This is a genomic window from Streptomyces durocortorensis (assembly GCF_016901035.1).
Taxonomy (GTDB): Bacteria; Actinomycetota; Actinomycetes; order Streptomycetales; family Streptomycetaceae; genus Streptomyces; species Streptomyces durocortorensis.
Genome location: NZ_JAFEUF010000025.1, coordinates 12,139 through 30,413, shown reverse-complemented (window position 1 = coordinate 30,413; position 18,275 = coordinate 12,139). Strand labels below are relative to the sequence as shown.

Below are 18,275 nucleotides of genomic sequence, written 5' to 3'. Positions count from 1 at the left end.
GGGGGGGGGGGCGGCGGCCCCCCCATTTGACGCGAAGTTTTCTTTTCCCGGGGCGGCCCCCCCCCCCGCCCGCCCCCCCCCCGCCGCCGCCGGGGGGCCCCGCACTGGAAGCGCTGCGCGTGCTGCGCGCCGAACCGGAGCGCGTCGCCCGCATCCAGGGGTACGGCACCCGGTTCCGGGAGCTGGTGAGCGCGGGCGGCATGCGGACCGGCGACAGCGAGACCGCCGTCGTCCCGCTCATCGCCGGCAGCGACGAGTCGGCCTACGACCTCGCCACCACCGCCCGCCGCCTGGGCGTGATCGGGCTGCCCGTGGTCACCCCCGCCGTACCGCGCGACCTGGCCCGGCTGCGGATCGCCGTCACCGCACGGCACACGGACGCGGACGTGGAGCTCGCCGCGGAAGCGTTCCTCAAGGCCGCCGGAGAGTGCGGACTCCTGGCGGGCTGACCCTGCCCGACGCCGCCCCCCCCACCCACCCGAGCACGGCACCCTCGCCCACGGCCGACGGCCGGTCACCGGAACGGGAAGGAACCACACGGATCATGCGTACCGAAGCCGAACGCGTCGCCCGGCCGGACATCGCCATCAGCGGGATCGGCGCCGTCACTCCGGCCGGGCTCACCACCGAGAAACTCTGGACAGCGGTGTCGGCCGGCCGGTCCCTCGCGGTCGACCTCACCCACTTCGACACCAGCGGCCACCGCATCAAGATCGGCTGCCGGGTGCCCGAACTCACCGGCCACGGCCTGCCCTGGCAGGAGGCGCTGGCCACCAAGGCCGCCCGGCGGCTCGACCCCTTCGCCCGCTACGGGCTCGCCGCGGCGCTGGCCGCCCATGCCGATGCCGGGCTGCCTCAGGCACCCGCCGCCCGCTGCGCCATCGTGGTCGGCAACGCCGTCGGGGGCCGCAGCACCAGCGACGCCGAGTCCGTCAACTTCGCGGCGAAGGGGCCCGGCGGGGTCCGCCCGCTGATGCCCCTGATGACGATGCCGAACGCGGCCGCCGCCCAGATAGCCCTCCAACTGGGCTGGCACGGACCGGCGCTGACCATCTCCACCACCTGCGCCAGCGGGGCCGACGCCATCGGGACCGGCGCGGCCATGCTCCGCGACCACCGCGCCGACGTGGTGATCGCGGGCGGCTGCGAGGCGACCCTCACACCGATCACCCTCGCCGGGTTCGGCAACCTCAACGCCGCCTCCCTCCGTACCGAGGCGGCCACCGCGTGCCGGCCGTTCGACGAGAGCCGGGACGGCTTCGTGATGGGCGAGGGCGCCGCCTTCGTGGTGCTGGAACGGGCAGCCGACGTGCGCGCCCGGGGCGCCCGGGCGCACGGCCTGGTCCTCGGATACTCCGCCACCTCGGACGCCCACCACCTCTCGGCCCCGCACCCCGACGGCGCGTACGCCGCCGAGGCCATGACCGGCGCGCTCGCCGACGCCGGTCTCGTCCCCTCGGACATCGCCCATGTCAACGCCCACGGCACCGCGACCGTGCACAACGACCGCGCCGAAGCCACGGCCCTGGCCAAGGTGTTCGGACCGGACGGGCCGCCGGTCACCGCCAGCAAAGGCGTGCTGGGCCACCTGATCGGGGCGGCCGGAGCCGTCGAACTGGTGGTCGCCGTGCTGTCGATGAACGCCGGAGCGGTGCCGCCCACCGCCAACCACACACGAACGGAACCCGAGATGGAGATCGACGTGGTCCACGGCACCCCGCGACCTGTCCCCACCGGCCCCGCGCTGACCAACTCCTTCGGCTTCGGGGGCCACAACAGCAGCCTGGTGGTGGCCCCCGCATGACGACCCTGCCCGATTCCGCACTCGACCCGTCCGCACCGATGCTCGACGCGGCCGCCGCCCTTCGCTATCGGACCGTCACCCGCCGGGCGCTGGGCCGGCCGGAACCCGGCCGGGCCGTGGCGGGCCCGCTCGCCGCCTTCGTCCTCACCCACCCGCTCGCCGAGCGCACGGTCGCCGACCTCGCCGCCGGCCACGGCCCGTTCTCCCTGGTCCACCTCGCCCAGGAGATCGAGCTGCACCGCCCGCCGCGTCCCGGCGCCCCGCTCGACGCGGCCGCCGAACTGGAGGCCGTACGGGTCGAACCCAAGGGCACCCGGCTCGTTCTGACCACCACGCTCGCCGACCGGGCGACCGGCGCCGAACAGGCCCGGCTCACCGCCCACATCCTGCTCGTCGGCATCCGGGCGGCCGAACCGCGCGGCACGCTCGTGCCCACGGCCGCGGTGCGGCAGGAGACACCGGGCGCCACGCTCAGCAGCGACCTCGCGATCGACCGGGCGTGGATCGCCGAATACGGCCACGCGGCCGGAGACCTCAACCCCGTCCATCTCGACACCGAGGCCGCCCGGTCAGCGGGGTTCGCCGATGTCATCGCCCACGGCATGAGCCTCGTGGCACTCGCCGTGGAGGAAGCCGCCGAGCGGTACGCGGACGGAGACGTCGACCGGGTGCGGGCGATCGGCGCGCGCTTCGCCCGCCCGGTCCTGCCCGGCGAGGCGACCTCCCTCGACCTCACGCCCCTCGCAGACGGGGACACCGTCGCGTTCACCGTACGGTCACAGGGCGCCGTCGCCGTCAAGGGCGGCTGGCTCCGGCTGGCCCCTGCGACGGGAGCGGGCCGATGACCCGGACCGGCCGGCACAGCGAGACCGCCGACTCGGTTCTCCGCTGGGCCGACAAGACTCCGGAGGCCCCCGCCCTGTGGTGGAAAGGCACCACCACCAGCTACCGGGAACTGGCCGACGCGACCGCGGACGCCCGCGCCCGGCTCGACGAACACGTCCCCGCCGGCGCCACGGTCGCCGTGCTCGACGACAAGTCGCCCGGCACCGTCGCCACCGCCCTGGCCTGCCTGGCCACGGGCCGCCCCGCGCTGCTGCCCTCGCCCACCCTGCCGCCCGACCAGGTCACGGCGGTGATGGCGGAGGCGCACTGCGCCTACGCGCTCGCCGGGACTGCCATCACGGTGACGGCCCCGGCGCACGGCGGGGGAGCGGTGCCGCCGGGTACCGCCCTCGTGCTCACCACCTCCGGCTCCACCGGCATCCCCAAGGCCGTCCCCCTCCCGCACCGGGCCGTGGACGCCTTCACCGACTGGGCCGCGGACGCCTTCGGCATCGCCGAGTCCACCCCCGTGCTCAACTACGCCCCGCTCAACTTCGACCTCTGCCTGCTGGATGTCTGGACCACGCTCGCCCACGGCGGACAGGTGGTCCTGGTGGACCCGTCGACAGCGGCGAGCGGCCGGGGGCTGCTCCGCCTGCTGCGCACCCACCGCATCGAGGTGGTCCAGGCGGTTCCCCTCTGCTACGCCCTGGTCGGCGCTCAGGCCCGTGTGGAGGGCGGCGGCCCGCTGGGGTCCGTCCGGCACGCGGCGTTCACCGGTGACGTGATGCCCGAGCAGGCGCTCGCCGATCTCGCGGAGCTCATGCCCGGCGCCCGGCTGCACAACATCTACGGCTGCACCGAGACCAACGACAGCCTGATCCACGAGGTCGACCGGAGCCTGACGCAGTCCGCCCCGATGCCGCTGGGCCGCCCGCTCCCGGGCGTACGCCTGAGGCTGCGGGATCCCGACGGGCGGGTGCTGAACGGGCCGGGGAGCGGCGAACTGGAGGTCTCCACGCCCTTCCAGAGCACCGGGTACGCCGATCCGAGCCGAGCCGCCGAGAAGTTCGTCCTGGAGGCGGCGGCGGACGGCGGCCCGGGCACCTGGTGGTTCCGCACCGGGGACCTGGTCGCGAGGGACACCGACGGCGCCCTCCGGCTCATCGGCCGGCTGGACCACCAGGTCAAGATCCGGGGCGTCGCCGTCAACACCGGGGAGGTCGAACAGGTGCTGCTGGAACACCCCGAGGTGCTGGAGGCCGGGGTGACCACCGTGCCCGACCCGGTCGAGGGCCGGCGCCTGATCGCCGTCGTACGGCTGGAGGACTGCTCCACCGTCACCAGCCTCGACCTCAAGAGGCACTGCACCGCCCGGCTGGCCCGCGGCTGGGTGCCCGGTCTCCTCATGCCCGTGACCGAGCCCCTGCCGCGCACCGGCACCGGCAAGGTGGACCGCCGCATGATCGCGCAGACCGTGGCCGCACCCGCCGCCACCGCGTCCTGACCTGTACCCCGCACACCCCGGAAGTCGTCGGCGCGTCCCGCGCCGTCCGGGGCCCCTTCACGAACAACCCGCCAAGGAGCATTCCGTGAGCAACGCCGACCAGATCAGCGAGTACATCGTCCGGGAGTTCCTTCCCGATCTCACCCCCTCCCAACTCCCGCCCGACCTCGACCTTCTGGCCGACGGGGCGATCGACAGCCTCGGCGTCCTCAAGATGATCGCCTGGGTCGAGCACCACTTCCGGCTGGCGGTCGGCGACACCGACCTCGACCCCGAGAACTTCCGCAGTGTCAACGCCATCGACGCCTACGTCGCGCGCTCCCAGAGCACCGCCGCCACGGGGGGCTGAGCCGTGCACCCGGCTCTCGTCCCGGTGGTCGACCGGCGTGCCCCGGCCGGCCCCGAGCAGTGGGACGCGCTGTGGCAGGCGCTGGCCGACGGCGCCCTGGACCGCGGTGACGCACTGGCGCTCCTCGCCTCGCTCACCGCTGCCCTTCCCGAGGTGGACAGCCTGCTCGCCATGATCGACGCGCTGGACCGGCGGCGCCCGGCGCGGCCCGCGTCCTCCTGGGCCGGCACCGTCAACGTGGTGGGCACCGGCGGCGGTCCACCGACCGTCAACCTGTCCACGGCCGCCGCACTGGTCGCCGCCGCCTGCGGGGTCCGGGTCGTCAAGTCCGGCTCCCGCGCCCACACCGCGCGCACCGGCTCGATCGACCTCCTGGACCGGCTGGGCGTCCCGTTCGCGGCCTCGCTCGACCAGGCATCCCACCACCTGGACACCCACGGCATCGCCTTCACCGGACCGTTCGTCTACCCGGTCCAACTGGCCAGGCTCGCCCTGCTGGCCGTGCCGACGCCCATGCGGGTGTTCGGCCGCTTCCTCAACACCCTGGGCCCGTTCCTCGCGGCGGTCCCGGTCTCCGCGCAGGTCACCGGCGTCAGCGGGGGCCGGGTTCCGCCCGCTCTGCGGGCCCTGGCGTCCCGGCCGGGCATCCCGGGCACCTGGCTGGTCACCAACCCGCTCGGCGCCGACGAACTGCTCAGCATGTGCGACAACACGGTCCACCTCCCCGAAGGCGGCACGCTGACGCTCCGTGCGGGCGAACTCGTCCCCGCCGGGGGCTCACCCGACGATCTGGCACCCGTCTCCCGGGACGCTGCCGCCGAGCACTTCCGCGCCGTTCTCACCGGCCGCGCGGGCGGGCCCCTCCGCGCCACCCTCCAACTCAACGCGGCCGCGCTCGCCCTGGCCTCGGGCCACCGCGACGACTGGGCGAAGGCGGTCGCCGAGGCGGGCGCGGCGCTCGACGACGGGGCTGCGCTCGACCTGCTGGAGCGGCTGAAGGGGGCGGACCGTGCCGGCTGACTTCTTCGCCGAGGCCCGTGCGCGGGAGGAACTGGGCCTGGCCGTCTTCCTTAACGCGGGCGACCCACCGCTGCCCGTCCTCGCCGACCTCGTCGCACTGCTGGACGCATCGGGCGTCGACTGCCTCGAACTGGCCGTTCCCTTCCCCGACTCGCCCACCGACGGGGCCGTGGTGCGCCGCTCCGCCGACCGGGGGCTGGCCCGGGGCACGGGTCTGCGCGAGACCCTGGACTTCGTCGCCGCCGTACGACCGGGGCTGAAGCGGCTGCGGATCGCGGTGCTCGCGGACTGGAGCCACAGCCTGCGCACCTCCACGCCCGCCGACTACGCCCGCGTCGTCGCGGACAGCGGTGCCGACGCCCTGCTGGCCCACGGCCTGCCGCCCCGGCTGCGGCGGGCCCACCACGAGGCGCTGCGCGCGGCGGACCTGCCCGAGGTCACCACCTGCTACCCGGCCAGCTCGGCGGCCACCGTCACCGAGGCGGCGGCCCACGCCTCCGGATACCTCTACCTGGTCGCGCGCTACGGGCGCAGCGGCGCCGGAACACCCGACGGCGGCCACGCCGGTCTGGCGCCGTTCGTTGCCTCCCTGCGCGACCTCACCGTCTCCCCGATAGCCGTCGGCTTCGGGGTGTCCACCGCCGATGATCTCCGCTCCGTCGCCCGCAGCGGCGCGGACGCGGCGATCGTCGGCTCCGCCGGAGTGGCCGCGCTGGAACGGAGTCTGGAGGCCGGGTCCGACCCGGTCGACGGCTACCGCTCCTTCCTTGCCGACCTCGGCCGTCCGCTCTCCACCCGTCCGAAGGAGGACACCCGTGCTCATCCGTAACATCGAGACCGTCAAGACCGTCGACTGGGGCAACGGACTCAGCCGCAGATTCATCCTGGACGCCGACGGCCTCGGCTACAGCGTCACCGACACCACGGTGCGGGCCGGGACCAAGTCCCGCCTGGAGTACCGCAACCACCTGGAGACCTGCTACTGCATCGAGGGCTCCGGCGAGGTGGTGGAACTCGACGGCACCAGTCATCCGCTGACGCCGGGCGTTCTCTACTCGCTCGACAACAACGACCCGCACTTCCTGATCGCCTCGCCGCACGAGGACCTGCGTCTGGTCTGCGTCTTCGCCCCGGCGCTCCGAGGCGACGAGGTGCACAGCCTGGCCGAGGGCGTCTCCTCGGCCTACTAGGCCGGACAGCCGCTCACCCGACGGGCGCCTGAACCGAGGGCGCCCGCCGACCTGACGACGACGGGACACCGTCGTCACCCCTCCGCCCGTCATCGACCGAGGCCACCCGCACGGCCCGTACGGAAGGTCCGCCATGAGGAACCGCGACGCAGACCAGCAGGCGCTCTGCGCAGGCATGGCCCAGTGGGGCAAGACCCTGAGCGAGGGTCATATCGAAGCGGACGCCCGGTCCGCCTTCGAACCCCACCGCTGGCGTTCCCTGGCCGGCAGCGGCGTCCTCGGGCTGCCGTTCCCCCAGCAGTGGGGCGGCGCGGGCCAGTCCCTCCTCACCACCCTGCACGTCCTGGAGACCCTCGGTGAGACCTGCCGCGAGTCCGGACTCAACTTCTGCGCCACCACGTCGATGGCCAGCACCGGTGTACCTCTCGCCGCCTTCGGAGGCGACGCCCTGCGCGAGCGCTATCTGCCCGGCATCTGCTCGGGCGAGCTGATCGGCGCGCACGCCATCACCGAACCCGACAGCGGCTCCGACGCCATGGCGATGACCACCCGCGCCGAGCGCGACGGTACGCATTACGTCCTCACCGGCGGAAAGGCCTTCGTCAGCAACGGCCCCATCGCCGACGTCTTCGTCGTCTACGCGCGTACCCGCCCGGAGGGCGGACCGCTCGGGACCACCGCCTTCCTCGTCGACCGGGACACCCCCGGGCTCTCCGTCGGCGGGCCCACCGCCAAGATGGGCCTGCGTACAGCTCCGTTGTCCACCCTCCACCTCGACGGCTGCCGGATACCCGCGGACCGGGTGCTGGGCCGGACCGGCGGCGGACTGCTCGTCCTGGACCACGTGATGAAGCGCGAGATCCTGTTCGGATTCACCGTCCAGCTCGGAGAGATGCGCCACCGGCTGGAGCGCACCGTCGCCTACGCCCGGGAACGCCGGGCCTTCGGCCATCCCATCGGTGACTACCAGGCGGTGTCGCACCGCGTCGTCGACATGAAGATACGCACCGAGACCGCCGCCAAGTGGCTCTACGACACCGCCGAGCGGCTCGCCGCGGGCGAGGACGTCACCGCCGACCTCGCCATGACGAAGATCCTCGCCAGCGAGGCCGCACTGTCCACCAGCCTCTCGGCGGTCCGCGTCTTCGGCGGCGCGGGCTACCTCACCGAGGTCGGCCTGGAGAAGGAGGTGCGTGCCGCGGTCGCGGGCACGCTGTACTCCGGCACCAACGACATCCAGTACAACCACGTCGCCTCGACCCTGGGGCTGGGCGGATGAGCGCCCCGGCCGGAACCTCCCGGCCGCTGCTCAAGGTGTGCGGCGCCACCTCTCCCGAGGAGGCCGCCGCCGTGGCGCCACGGGCCGATCTCGTCGGCCTCTGGTACGGGGTGGAGAACGGGGCCCGTGATCTGACCCGCAGACGACTCACGGCCGTGGCCGCCGCCGTCCGCACGGCGGGCCGGGCCGAGCCGGTGCTCGTCACCTTTCTGCACGACGCCGCACAGATCTCCGAGGCCGCCCGCGCCGCCGGGGTCCGCTGGATTCAGCTCCACGCCTACCAGCCGCCCGCGGCCGTGGCCGCCCTGCGCAGGGCGATGCCCGACGCGGTGCTGGTCAAGGCTGTGCACGTGCTCGACGGAGCGTGCGTCGAGCGCCCCTTCCTCACGGCGTACGCCCGCGCCGGAGCGGACCTGATCCTCGTCGACACGGCGACCCGGGGCGGGGCGGTCGGCAGCACCGGCCACCGCGTGCCGGCGGCGGCGCTGGAGTCCCTGCTCCCCGCCCTGCCCCGGCCGTTCCTCCTGGCGGGCGGCCTCGATGAGGCCGATGCGCCGGGCCGGGCCTTCGCCGCGCGTCCCGGGTATCGAGGCGTCGACATCGACAACGCCGCCCGTACCGACGGCGGCCCTCTCGACCCGGTCCGGGTCGCCGCCCTGGACCGCGCCTGGACCGGTACTGGCGACCCTGCGCCGTGAAGCCTCCCGCCCTCGTGAGAAAAGCCCGACACTCCGTGAGGAAAGCCCGATGACGCAGTCCTTCCTCTCCGCGCTCCTCGGCGCGGAGCGCCCCGTGATCATGGAAGTGAAGTCCCGCGACGCGCACGGCGCCGACCTGCTGCGGGGCCGCCTCCCCGGCGATGTCGCCGCGGCCTACCAGCAGGCGGGAGCCCCGTGCGTGTCCGTCGTGACCGGCCGGTGGTTCGGCGGGTCGGCAGCCATGCTGCACGAAGTGACCGACCGCGTGGACGTCCCGGTCCTGCTCAAGGACTTCGTGACGCGTCGCGACCAGATCACCGCCGCCGCCCGCGCCGGCGTCTCGGCGGTCCTGCTGACCGCGGCGCTGCTGCCCCGGGAGTCCCTGCACGACCTGGCCCGCCAGTGCCAGGCGCACGGGCTGACTCCGTTCGTGGAGATCACCGCCGCCGAGGAGGCGATCGGTCTGCCGAACCCGCGGGACTGCGTCGTCGCGGTCAACAACAAGGACATCACCGCACGCGAACGGGACGCCGGGGACCTGGACCGCAGCCGCGCGCTGCTGCCCGCCGTACGGGCCGCCGGCACGCTCTGCCCCGTCAGCGCCAGCGCGGTGAGCGACCCGGCCACCGCAGCCGGTCTGCTGGCCGAGGGATACCGGGGCCTGCTCATCGGGACCTCGCTGCTGCGTGCCCCGAGCGTCGACGCCTGGCTGGCCGAGTTCGACGCACACCGCACGGCGAGCACCGAGGAGACCGGGCGCGTCGTGGTGCCGCTGACCGTCGAGGCACCACCGGTCCTGCCGCACCCCGCCCCCGTGCCCCGCACGGGGGCCGACGGGACGGCGACCCCGGCCACTCCCGCCGACGAGGCCGAGGGTGTGCCCGCGTGAGCGCCGCTCCGGCCGGGCCGGTGGCCACGGCAGACGTCGCCCCGTCCGGGTCCGACACCGCCCCGGACGGGGTCGAGCAGATCGTTCTGGGCCACGGCCGCCACCGCCTCGGCGCCTGGCGGGCCGCACCGGCCTCCGGGGCGACCAGGTCCGTGCTCGTCGCCGTTCACGGACGGGCCATGTCACCCGGCTACTTCGCCGGACCGGTCGCCCCGCACACCTCCCTGCTCGCTCTCGCCACCTCACTGGGCCACACCGTCCTCGCGGTGGAACGGCCCGGCTACGGCCTGTCCCGCGCCGCTCTCCCCCAGGGTCTGCCACTCGCCGAACAGGCGGGGCTGCTGCGACGATCGCTCGCCGACTACACCGAACGCCACCCGGTCGGGGCCGGCTTCTTCCTGCTCGGACACTCCGACGGCGGCAAGACCGCCCTGCACCTGGCAGGAGAGCCCTGGAGCGGTGCGACCCCCCTCGACCGGCTGCTCGGACTCGACCTCAACGGCTGTGGCTGGCACTACGCACCGGCAGCCGCCCATTTCCCGGACACGCTGGCAGGCGGGGCGGGGGAGCTCAACTGGGGCCCGCTGCGCCTCTATCCGGGCGGAACCTTCCGGGCCAGCCGCGCCCTGCTCCGCGAGGTTCCGGCGGCGGAGGAGGCGGATACGGGGCGGTGGCCCGCCCGGTTCCCGGCTGCCGCCGCACGGGTGCGCTGCCCGGTACGGCTCACCTTCGGCGCGTACGAGGGCTGGTGGCGCCTGGACCGGGACGAACTGGCGGCGGTGGCCGCCAGTTTCACGGGCACGCGCCGCCCCGCCGTCGAACGCCTGCCGGAGGCCGGACACAACCTCAGCCTCGGACTGGCCGCCCCGCTCTACCACGCACGGGCGCTGGCGTTTCTCGAAGAGTGTCTGGCGGCCTCCTCCGACGTCCCGAGGTGACGCGCGCGTATGCGCGTGAGCGTGTGAGGTATGGACCTTTGGCCCCTGAACCTGCTGGGATGATCACGCGCCGCGTGCACGCTCAGTTTCGCTGCGCGCACCGCACGCCACCGCCCGGGAGAGTCCATCCGATCGACAGGACTGCGACATGAGCCACTACCCTCCCCACGCCACCCCGTACTCGACGGGCCCGGCCCGGCCCGGCAGCCGTCCACCCACCGGCGACCGGATCACCGCGCCGCTCCTCGTCGCATCGGTGCTCTGCACGGGGCTGATGGCGGGGTTGTTCTTCGCCTACGACATCTCCGTGATGCCGGGTCTGGCCGAGCTGGACGACACCGCCTACGCGGCGGCCATGCAGCGGTTCAACGCGGCGATCGACGGCAGCGCGCTGTTCGGCCTGGTCTTCCTCGCCACGCTGGCCCTCACGGTCGCCGCAGCGATCGTGACCTTCCGCCGCAAGCGCCGCGCGGTGGCCCTGCCGCTGGCCGTCGCGGCGTGCTGCTATCTGCTGGTGCTCGTCGTCACCGTCGCGGTCAGCCTCCCCCTCAACGCGGACCTCGCGGCGCTCGGCAACCCCGCTTCCGCCCAGGACGTACATGCGGTGATCGACGATTTCAAAGCGGTATGGGTGCCGGTGAACGTCTTCCGGACCCTTTTCTGCGTCCTGAGTCTCGGCGCTCTGTGCGCGGCAATGCTCCGGTACGGGAAGCCGGAATCCCCGTCGGCGCTCGGATAAACGGGATTCCGGGCAACCCGATTCACCGGTTCCGTCGCGCACGTGTGAAATAGCCTCACCCTCTTACATATTTGCTTTCGCATAGGGCGACTCCTCTGTTCCGTTCGGTGAAGAGGGGGGCACCTGCGTCTGCCGCGCACCGTTCTTCCCCGCCCGTTCGGCGCGGCGGGGCCTCCGTCTCGCCCCCGCCGGTCTGGGGCCCGGAGAGATATGGGAGCGTGTGAACGGTGAGTGACAAGCCGACGGAATCCATGCAGTACCGCTTCGACGGGCCCGAGGACGCCCCGGTCCTGGTGATCGGACCCTCCCTCGGGACGACATGGCACATGTGGGATCGCCAGATACCCGAGCTGTCCCAGCACTGGCGCGTCTTCCGCTACGACCTGCCCGGCCACGGGGGCGCGCCCGCCCACGCCGCCTCCTCCGTCGCCGAGCTGGGAGACCGGCTGCTCGCGACCCTGGACGGACTCGGCGTCCAGCGCTTCGGCTACGCGGGCTGCTCCATCGGCGGCGCGGTCGGCGCGGACCTCGCCCTGCGCCACCCGCACCGGGTCGCCTCGCTGGCGCTCGTCGCCTCCTCGCCCCGGTTCGGCACGGCCGACGAGTTCCGCCAGCGCGGGGTGATCGTCCGCACCAACGGCCTGGAGCCGATGGCCCGCACCGCGCCGGAGCGCTGGTTCACCCCCGGGTTCGCCGCCGCCCAGCCCGCCATCGTCGAGTGGGCCGTGCAGATGGTCCGCACCACCGACCCCGGCTGCTACATCGCCGCCTGCGAGGCGCTCGCCGCGTTCGACATCCGCGCGGCCCTGGGCCGGATCGGCGTCCCCACCTTGGTGCTGGTCGGGGCGGAGGACCAGGTCACCGGGCCCGCCGAGGCCCGCACGCTGGTCGCCGGGATACCGGACGCCCGCCTCGCGCTCGTCCCCGGCGCCTCCCACCTCGCGCCCGTCGAACAGCCCGCCGCCGTCAGCGACCTGCTGCTGATGCACTTCTCCACCGCCTGGCAGCAGGACACCTCGGCCGCGATCCCCGTACTGCCCCACATCACCGCGCCCGTCGGCCCCAGCGTGCCGTTCGTCCCGGTGGCCGAGATCTCCCCGGCCACCGCGCCCGAGGCCCCCGCGCCGACGCCGGACGACCGGTACGAGCAGGGCACCAAGGTGCGCCGCGAGGTGCTGGGGGATGCCCACGTCGACGCGGTGAACGCCGCGGCCGATCCCTTCACGGAGGACTTCCAGGAGCTGGTCACCCGGTACGCCTGGGGCGAGGTCTGGAGCCGCGACGCCCTCGACCGGCGCACCCGCAGCGTCATCACGCTCACCGCGCTCGTCGCCTCCGGCCACCTGGAGGGCCTGGCCGCGCACACCCGGGCCGCCCTGCGCAACGGCCTGACGCCCGCCGAGATCAAGGAAGTTCTGCTCCAGACCGCCGTCTACTGCGGCATCCCGGCCGCCGGAGCCGCCTTCGCCGTGGCGCAGAAGGTGATCCAGGAGGAAACCACGCCGCCCGCGTAGCAGGATGGGGTCATGAACGCATCGCCCGGGGCACTCACCCTCACCAAGAAGACCCACTCCTGCGTCCGGATCGAGAAGGCGGGGCGGGTTCTCGTCATCGACCCCGGTGGCTTCTCCGAGGACGACGCGGCGCTCGGCGCGGACGTCGTGCTGGTGACGCACGAGCACCCGGACCACTTCAACGAGGCGCGGCTGCGGGCGGGCCTGGAGGCGAACCCGGCGGCCGAGGTCTGGACGCTGCGCAGCGTCGCCGAGCAGCTCTCGGCCGCCTTCCCCGGCCGGGTGCACACCGTGGGCGACGGGGACGCGTTCTCCGCCGCCGGATTCGACGTCACCGTGCACGGCGAGCTGCACGCGGTGATCCACCCGGACATCCCGAGGATCACCAACGTCGGCTTCCTCGTCGACGGTTCGGTCTTCCACCCCGGCGACGCGCTCACCGTTCCCGAGCGCCCCGTGGACACCCTGCTGCTGCCGGTGATGGCCCCCTGGAGCAAGATCTCCGAGGTCATCGACTACGTACGCGAGGTGAAGCCGCGGCGCGCCATTGACGTCCACGACGCCCTGCTGACCGATCTGGCCCGCCCGGTCTACGACCACCAGATCGGGGCGCTGGGCGGGGCGGACCACAGCCGGCTGGCCCCGGGCGGCACCACCGAGCTGTGAGCCCGGCGGCCGCTGTCAGTGGGAGCCGCTAGGTTGGCTGCCATGCGCATCGCCACCTATAACGTCAATTCGATCACCGCCCGGCTGCCGAGGCTTCTGGCCTGGCTGGAGAGCAGCGGCACCGATGTGCTGTGCATCCAGGAGACCAAGTGCACGGCGGAGCAGTTCCCCGCCGAAGCCCTCCGCGAGGCGGGGTACGAATCCGCCGTCAACGCCACCGGCCGGTGGAACGGGGTCGCGCTGCTCTCCCGCGTCGGCCTCACCGACGTCGTCACCGGCCTGCCCGGCGGCCCGGAGTACGACGGCGTGCAGGAGCCCCGCGCGATCTCGGCGACCTGCGGCCCGCTGCGCCTCTGGTCGGTGTACGTGCCCAACGGCCGCGAGGTCGAGCACGAGCACTACGCGTACAAGCTGCGCTGGCTGGAGGCGCTGCGGAAGGCCGTCGCGGCGGACACCGCGGGGGCGCTGCCCTTCGCGGTCCTGGGCGACTTCAACGTGGCCCCGACCGACGAGGACGTGTGGGATCCGGCGCTGTTCGAGGGCGCCACACATGTGACGTCCGCCGAGCGCGCCGCCCTCGCGGCCCTGGAGGCGGAAGGCCTGAGCGAAGTCCTGCCCCGCCCCCTCAAGTACGACCGCGCCTACACCTTCTGGGACTACCGCGAGCTGCGGTTCCCCAAGAACAAGGGCATGCGGATCGACCTGACCTTCGGCAACGCCGCCTTCACCGCCGCCGTCAAGGACAGTTACGTCGACCGTGAGGAGCGCAAGGGCAAGGGTGCGTCCGACCACGCTCCCGTGGTGGTCGACCTCGACCTCTGAGCCGGGCCGGGCGCAGGCGGGCAAGAGGCCACGCGTCACATGACAACCCAAGGTTGACACCCGCGAAGTGTCAACCTACGGTTGTCACATGACGCAGTCTCTTCCCGTCACCCCTTCCGTACGCCTCGACGATCTGATCGAGGCCATCAAGAAGACCAACGACGACGCCCTGGAGCAGCTCTCCGGTGCGGTGCTCGCCGCCGACCACCTCGGCGACGTGGCCGACCACCTCATCGGCCACTTCGTGGACCAGGCCCGCCGCTCCGGCGCCTCCTGGACCGACATCGGCCGGAGCATGGGCGTCACCCGCCAGGCCGCCCAGAAGCGCTTCGTGCCCAAGAAGGGCGAAGGCTCCTCGGACCTGGACCCGAACGAGGGCTTCAACCGCTTCACCCAGCGCGCCCGCAACGTGGTGGTCGCCTCCCACAACGAGGCCCAGGCCGCCCGGCACGCCGAGATCCTCCCCGCCCACCTGATCCTCGGCCTGCTCGCCGAGCCCGAGGCCATCGCTGCCCGCGTCCTCGTCGGGCAGGGCGTGGAGCCGGACGTGCTGCGGGCGGCGGCGACCGCGGCGCTGCCCGCCGCCGTGGACGCGGTGCCCGAGATGATCCCGTACGACATGGACGCCAAGAAGGTCCTGGAGCTGACCTTCCGTGAGGCCCTGCGCCTCGGCCACAACTACGTGGGCACCGAGCACATCCTGCTGGCCCTGCTGGAGTTCGAGGACGGCTCCGGCGTCCTGACCGGCCTCGGTCTGGGCAAGGAGGCCGTGTCCGCCGCGGTGGAGCGGGCCGTGGACGAGGCGGCCCAGGCCCTGCGGCAGTAGCGGTCCTGACCTCCGGAACGACGCCCTTGCCACGTGGACGGCGGCCTCAGTGCGCCGAGAACCCGCCGTCCACGAACACCGACTGCCCGGTGACGTACGCCGAGGAGCGACCCGCCAGGAACACCACGGCCCCCGCGAAGTCCTCCGCGAGGCCGTTGCGGCCGATCAGCGTCCGCGCCGCCAGTGACGCCACCTTCTCCGGGTCCGAGGCCAGGTGCTCGTTCAGCGGGGTCAGCACGAACCCGGGCACCAGGCTGTTCACCGTGACGCCGTGCGGTGACCAGGCCTCGGCCTGTGAGCGGGTCAGCGACTCCAGGCCGCCCTTGGACACCCCGTAAGCGCCGCTGTTCACGAACGCCCGGTGCGCCTGCTGCGACGTGACGTGGATGATCCGCCCGTACCCCCGCTCCGCCATGCCCGGCCCGAACCGCTGCCCCAGCAGGAACGGCGCCTTAAGGTTCACCGCCATCGTGGTGTCCCAGACGTCCTCGCCCAGCTCGGTCATCGGCGGGCGCAGATTGATCCCGGCGCAGTTCACCAGGATGTCCGGCTCCCCGAACGCCGCCGCGGCCCCCTCCGCCCCGGCGCGCACCCCCTCGGGCGTACTCAGATCCGCGCTCACCCAGGCGGCCCGGCAGCCCTCGGCGGTCAGCTCGTCGACGGTCGCCCGCAGCTCCGCCTCCCGGCGGGCCACCACGACGACGCTCGCGCCGGCCCTGGCCAGGGCGCCGGTGATCGCCCGGCCGATACCGGAGCTGCCGCCGGTGACCACCGCCACCCGGCCCTCCAGCGAGAACAGTTCCGAGACGTATGTCTGTGCACTCATGTGCGCACCTTAGATATCCGTTTGGGCCCCGGGGGGGGGGGGGGGGGGGGTGGGGGGGGGCCGCGCGCCCTGTGGTGCGGAACCTGGCCGGGATGGGATCCTAGTGGTATGAACATCCCTTTCCTGGACAACTGGCGTAAGCGCCAGGGTGGTACGCATGCGGGCGCGCTCGCCGCCGCCGTCGAGGCAGACCCCGACGGTGTGGCCGAGCTGCTCGCCGAATGCGAACTGCTGCGCGTCCGGGCGGGGCAGCACGGACTCGAACTCGACGACACCCCCGCCTCGTTGACCGCGCTCGACCAACTGCCGCCCCGCTGGCGCGACGACCCCGAGGAACTGCCCTGGCTCGGCAACGACGCCGGGCTCTACCTCGGCACGGTGATCGTACGGACGGTGCCGGGCGCCGCGTGGGACGTCTGGCCGAGCGGCCAGCCCGTGGTGCGGCTGGAGTCCGGGCGGGAGATCGACGTCGTCGCGGCGGGTCTCGACTGGGCGATGGCGGGCAGCCCGGAGCTCTCCCAGGTGTACGCCGAGTCCGCCGAGAACTGAGCCGGAGGCCGGCCGGGCCGCGCCCTCCTCACCTAATCTAGATAAACAGCCTTTTGCGCCATTTACGCGTGTCGGGTGCGAAGTCCCTTTTCGCGATGGATAGTTTGCGCTGACCTCGACACAGCGACAAGTGGGTAGGGCAGCGCATGGCCGTCGATCCGTTGATCGAACTGAGGGACGTCAACAAACACTTCGGGGAGTTGCACGTACTTCAGGACATCAATCTCACCGTCGGCCGCGGGGAGGTGGTGGTGGTCATCGGCCCCTCCGGCTCAGGGAAATCCACCCTGTGCCGGGCGATCAACCGGCTGGAGACGATCGAGTCCGGCAGCATCACGATCGACGGCAGACCCCTCCCCGAGGAGGGCAAGGGCCTGGCCCGGCTCCGCGCCGAAGTCGGCATGGTCTTCCAGTCGTTCAACCTCTTCGCCCACAAGACCGTGGTGGACAACGTCTCGCTGGCGCAGCTCAAGGTCCGCAAGCGCAAGAAGGACGAGGCCGACAGGCGTTCGAGGGAACTGCTGGAGCGGGTCGGCCTGGCCGCCCACGCGGAGAAGTTCCCCGCCCAGCTCTCCGGCGGCCAGCAGCAGCGCGTGGCCATCGCCCGCGCCCTGGCCATGGACCCCAAGGCGCTCCTGTTCGACGAGCCGACCTCGGCGCTCGACCCGGAGATGATCAACGAGGTGCTGGAGGTCATGCAGCAGCTCGCCCGGGAGGGCATGACCATGATCGTGGTCACCCACGAGATGGGCTTCGCCCGCTCCGCGGCCAACCGCGTCGTGTTCATGTCCGACGGCTGCGTCGTCGAGGACCGCACTCCGGAGGACTTCTTCACGAACCCTTCGAGCGACCGCGCCAAGGACTTCCTGTCCAAGATCCTCAAGCACTGAGGGGGATTCCGTGTTGCGTACGAGGAACACGCGTACGGGCAGGGCCGCCGCCCTCGTGGCCGGTCTCCTGCTCGCCGCACTCGTCGCGGGCTGCGGCAAGGACGGCAGCCCGCCCGTCAAGGGGCCCAAGGCCGAGGCCCTGCCGGTGTACCAGGTCGACACCGGCTTCGAACTGCCCGACTCCCGCACCTGGACCAAGGCGAAGCGGCGCGGCCATCTGATCGTCGGCGCCAAGGAGGACCAGCCCTACCTGGGGGAGAAGGACCCGGCGAGCGGAATCTACTCCGGCTTCGACATCGAGATCGCCCGCATGATGGCGGCCTCGCTCGGCTTCGAACCGGACACGATCCGCTTCCGCACGATCGCCTCCGCCAACCGCGAGACGGCCCTGCAGAGCGGCCAGATCGACTACTACGTCGGCACCTACACCATCAACGACATGCGCAAGAAGCTCGTCGGCTTCGCCGGCCCGTACTACATGGCCGGCCAGGGACTGCTGGTGCGCACCGACGAGGACGACATCAACGGGCCCCAGGACCTGGCGGGCAAGACCGTCTGCTCGGCGGCCGGATCCACGCCCTACCAGCGGATCGCCGCCGACTACCCCAAGGCGACCCTCGTCGCGTACGACACGTACTCGATCTGCGTCGACAACCTCCTCACCTACCAGGTCGACGCCGTCACCACCGACGACGCGATCCTGCTGGGCTTCGCCGCCAAGGCGCCCGACGAGATGAAGGTCGTCGGCAAACCCTTCTCCCAGGAGCCGTACGGCATCGGCGTACCGCGCAGCGACAACGCCCTGCGCAACGCGCTCAACGACGCCCTGGAGGCCAACGAGAAGAACGGCAACTGGAAGAAGGCGTACGACGCGACGCTCGGCCTCTCCGGAGCGCCCGCGCCGACCCCGCCGCCCATCGACCGCTACCCGGCGACCTGAGGGG

The 18,275-nt window shown here is 72.8% G+C and carries 21 protein-coding genes; 20 read left to right on the top strand and 1 reads right to left on the bottom strand.

The window, feature by feature from the left end; translation table 11 throughout:
* Nucleotides 1-119: 119 nt before the first annotated feature.
* The 17 genes from JS521_RS08045 to JS521_RS07965 all read left to right on the top strand — a co-directional run bounded on the left by JS521_RS08045 (nt 120) and on the right by JS521_RS07965 (nt 15,066).
* Entirely contained in the window at nt 120-449 is a 330-nt protein-coding gene (locus tag JS521_RS08045; protein WP_239486938.1) for an aminotransferase class I/II-fold pyridoxal phosphate-dependent enzyme, read from the top strand.
* Between the two features lie 95 nt (nt 450-544).
* On the top strand, nt 545-1,804 hold the full coding sequence (locus JS521_RS08040) for a beta-ketoacyl-[acyl-carrier-protein] synthase family protein (RefSeq protein ID WP_205082039.1): 1,260 nt from the start codon (nt 545-547) through the stop codon (nt 1,802-1,804).
* Nucleotides 1,801-2,649 carry a MaoC/PaaZ C-terminal domain-containing protein gene (locus JS521_RS08035; RefSeq protein ID WP_205082038.1) on the top strand — a complete coding sequence of 283 codons (849 nt, stop codon included), beginning with the start codon at nt 1,801-1,803 and terminating at the stop codon, nt 2,647-2,649. Before JS521_RS08040 ends, JS521_RS08035 begins: the two co-directional genes overlap by 4 nt.
* Nucleotides 2,646-4,136, top strand: a complete 1,491-nt coding sequence (locus tag JS521_RS08030; RefSeq protein ID WP_205082037.1) for an AMP-binding protein — start codon at nt 2,646-2,648, stop codon at nt 4,134-4,136. Before JS521_RS08035 ends, JS521_RS08030 begins: the two co-directional genes overlap by 4 nt.
* Before the next feature lie 85 nt (nt 4,137-4,221).
* The gene (locus JS521_RS08025) at nt 4,222-4,485 is read left to right on the top strand and encodes an acyl carrier protein (protein WP_205082036.1); all 264 of its coding nucleotides are present in this window, start codon (nt 4,222-4,224) and stop codon (nt 4,483-4,485) included.
* A gap of 3 nt (nt 4,486-4,488) precedes the next feature.
* Nucleotides 4,489-5,505 carry a hypothetical protein gene (locus JS521_RS08020; protein WP_205082035.1) on the top strand — a complete coding sequence of 339 codons (1,017 nt, stop codon included), beginning with the start codon at nt 4,489-4,491 and terminating at the stop codon, nt 5,503-5,505.
* Complete coding sequence (gene trpA / locus JS521_RS08015; RefSeq protein WP_205082034.1) at nt 5,495-6,334, top strand: tryptophan synthase subunit alpha; 840 nt, start codon at nt 5,495-5,497, stop codon at nt 6,332-6,334. The genes JS521_RS08020 and trpA overlap by 11 nt, the downstream gene beginning before the upstream one ends.
* Nucleotides 6,321-6,695 carry an ectoine synthase gene (locus JS521_RS08010; RefSeq protein ID WP_010064083.1) on the top strand — a complete coding sequence of 125 codons (375 nt, stop codon included), beginning with the start codon at nt 6,321-6,323 and terminating at the stop codon, nt 6,693-6,695. Before trpA ends, JS521_RS08010 begins: the two co-directional genes overlap by 14 nt.
* A 133-nt stretch (nt 6,696-6,828) precedes the next feature.
* Nucleotides 6,829-7,974, top strand: coding sequence for an acyl-CoA dehydrogenase family protein (locus JS521_RS08005; RefSeq protein WP_205082033.1), 1,146 nt, complete (start codon nt 6,829-6,831; stop codon nt 7,972-7,974).
* Nucleotides 7,971-8,672 (top strand): phosphoribosylanthranilate isomerase, encoded by a 702-nt coding sequence (gene trpF / locus JS521_RS08000; protein WP_205082032.1) that lies wholly within the window; start codon nt 7,971-7,973, stop codon nt 8,670-8,672. Before JS521_RS08005 ends, trpF begins: the two co-directional genes overlap by 4 nt.
* 49 nt (nt 8,673-8,721) lie before the next feature.
* Nucleotides 8,722-9,561: a beta/alpha barrel domain-containing protein gene (locus JS521_RS07995; protein WP_205082031.1), complete on the top strand. Its 840-nt coding sequence runs from the start codon at nt 8,722-8,724 to the stop codon at nt 9,559-9,561.
* On the top strand, nt 9,558-10,499 hold the full coding sequence (locus JS521_RS07990) for an alpha/beta fold hydrolase (protein WP_205082030.1): 942 nt from the start codon (nt 9,558-9,560) through the stop codon (nt 10,497-10,499). The genes JS521_RS07995 and JS521_RS07990 overlap by 4 nt, the downstream gene beginning before the upstream one ends.
* A 91-nt stretch (nt 10,500-10,590) precedes the next feature.
* Nucleotides 10,591-11,238: a DUF6264 family protein gene (locus JS521_RS07985; RefSeq protein WP_275564173.1), complete on the top strand. Its 648-nt coding sequence runs from the start codon at nt 10,591-10,593 to the stop codon at nt 11,236-11,238.
* A 251-nt stretch (nt 11,239-11,489) separates the two neighbouring features.
* On the top strand, nt 11,490-12,752 hold the full coding sequence (gene pcaDC, locus JS521_RS07980; protein ID WP_205082051.1) for a bifunctional 3-oxoadipate enol-lactonase/4-carboxymuconolactone decarboxylase PcaDC: 1,263 nt from the start codon (nt 11,490-11,492) through the stop codon (nt 12,750-12,752).
* Nucleotides 12,753-12,764: 12 nt separating this feature from the next.
* Nucleotides 12,765-13,418 carry an MBL fold metallo-hydrolase gene (locus JS521_RS07975; protein ID WP_205082028.1) on the top strand — a complete coding sequence of 218 codons (654 nt, stop codon included), beginning with the start codon at nt 12,765-12,767 and terminating at the stop codon, nt 13,416-13,418.
* Between the two features lie 42 nt (nt 13,419-13,460).
* Nucleotides 13,461-14,240, top strand: a complete 780-nt coding sequence (locus tag JS521_RS07970) for an exodeoxyribonuclease III (protein WP_205082027.1) — start codon at nt 13,461-13,463, stop codon at nt 14,238-14,240.
* Between the two features lie 88 nt (nt 14,241-14,328).
* Complete coding sequence (locus JS521_RS07965; protein ID WP_205082026.1) at nt 14,329-15,066, top strand: Clp protease N-terminal domain-containing protein; 738 nt, start codon at nt 14,329-14,331, stop codon at nt 15,064-15,066.
* Nucleotides 15,067-15,112: 46 nt separating this feature from the next.
* Here the strand turns inward: JS521_RS07965 and JS521_RS07960 are convergent, their stop codons facing one another.
* Nucleotides 15,113-15,892, bottom strand: a complete 780-nt coding sequence (locus JS521_RS07960; RefSeq protein WP_205082025.1) for an SDR family NAD(P)-dependent oxidoreductase — start codon at nt 15,890-15,892, stop codon at nt 15,113-15,115.
* A 108-nt stretch (nt 15,893-16,000) separates the two neighbouring features.
* Between JS521_RS07960 and JS521_RS07955 the strand changes: the two genes are divergently transcribed.
* From JS521_RS07955 to JS521_RS07945, 3 genes are all read left to right on the top strand, one after another.
* Entirely contained in the window at nt 16,001-16,441 is a 441-nt protein-coding gene (locus JS521_RS07955; protein ID WP_205082024.1) for a DUF6278 family protein, read from the top strand.
* Between the two features lie 146 nt (nt 16,442-16,587).
* A complete protein-coding gene (locus tag JS521_RS07950) occupies nt 16,588-17,331 on the top strand; it encodes an amino acid ABC transporter ATP-binding protein (protein ID WP_205082023.1) in 744 nt (247 codons plus the stop codon).
* A gap of 10 nt (nt 17,332-17,341) precedes the next feature.
* A complete protein-coding gene (locus JS521_RS07945) occupies nt 17,342-18,271 on the top strand; it encodes a glutamate ABC transporter substrate-binding protein (RefSeq protein ID WP_205082022.1) in 930 nt (309 codons plus the stop codon).
* Nucleotides 18,272-18,275: the final 4 nt, after the last annotated feature.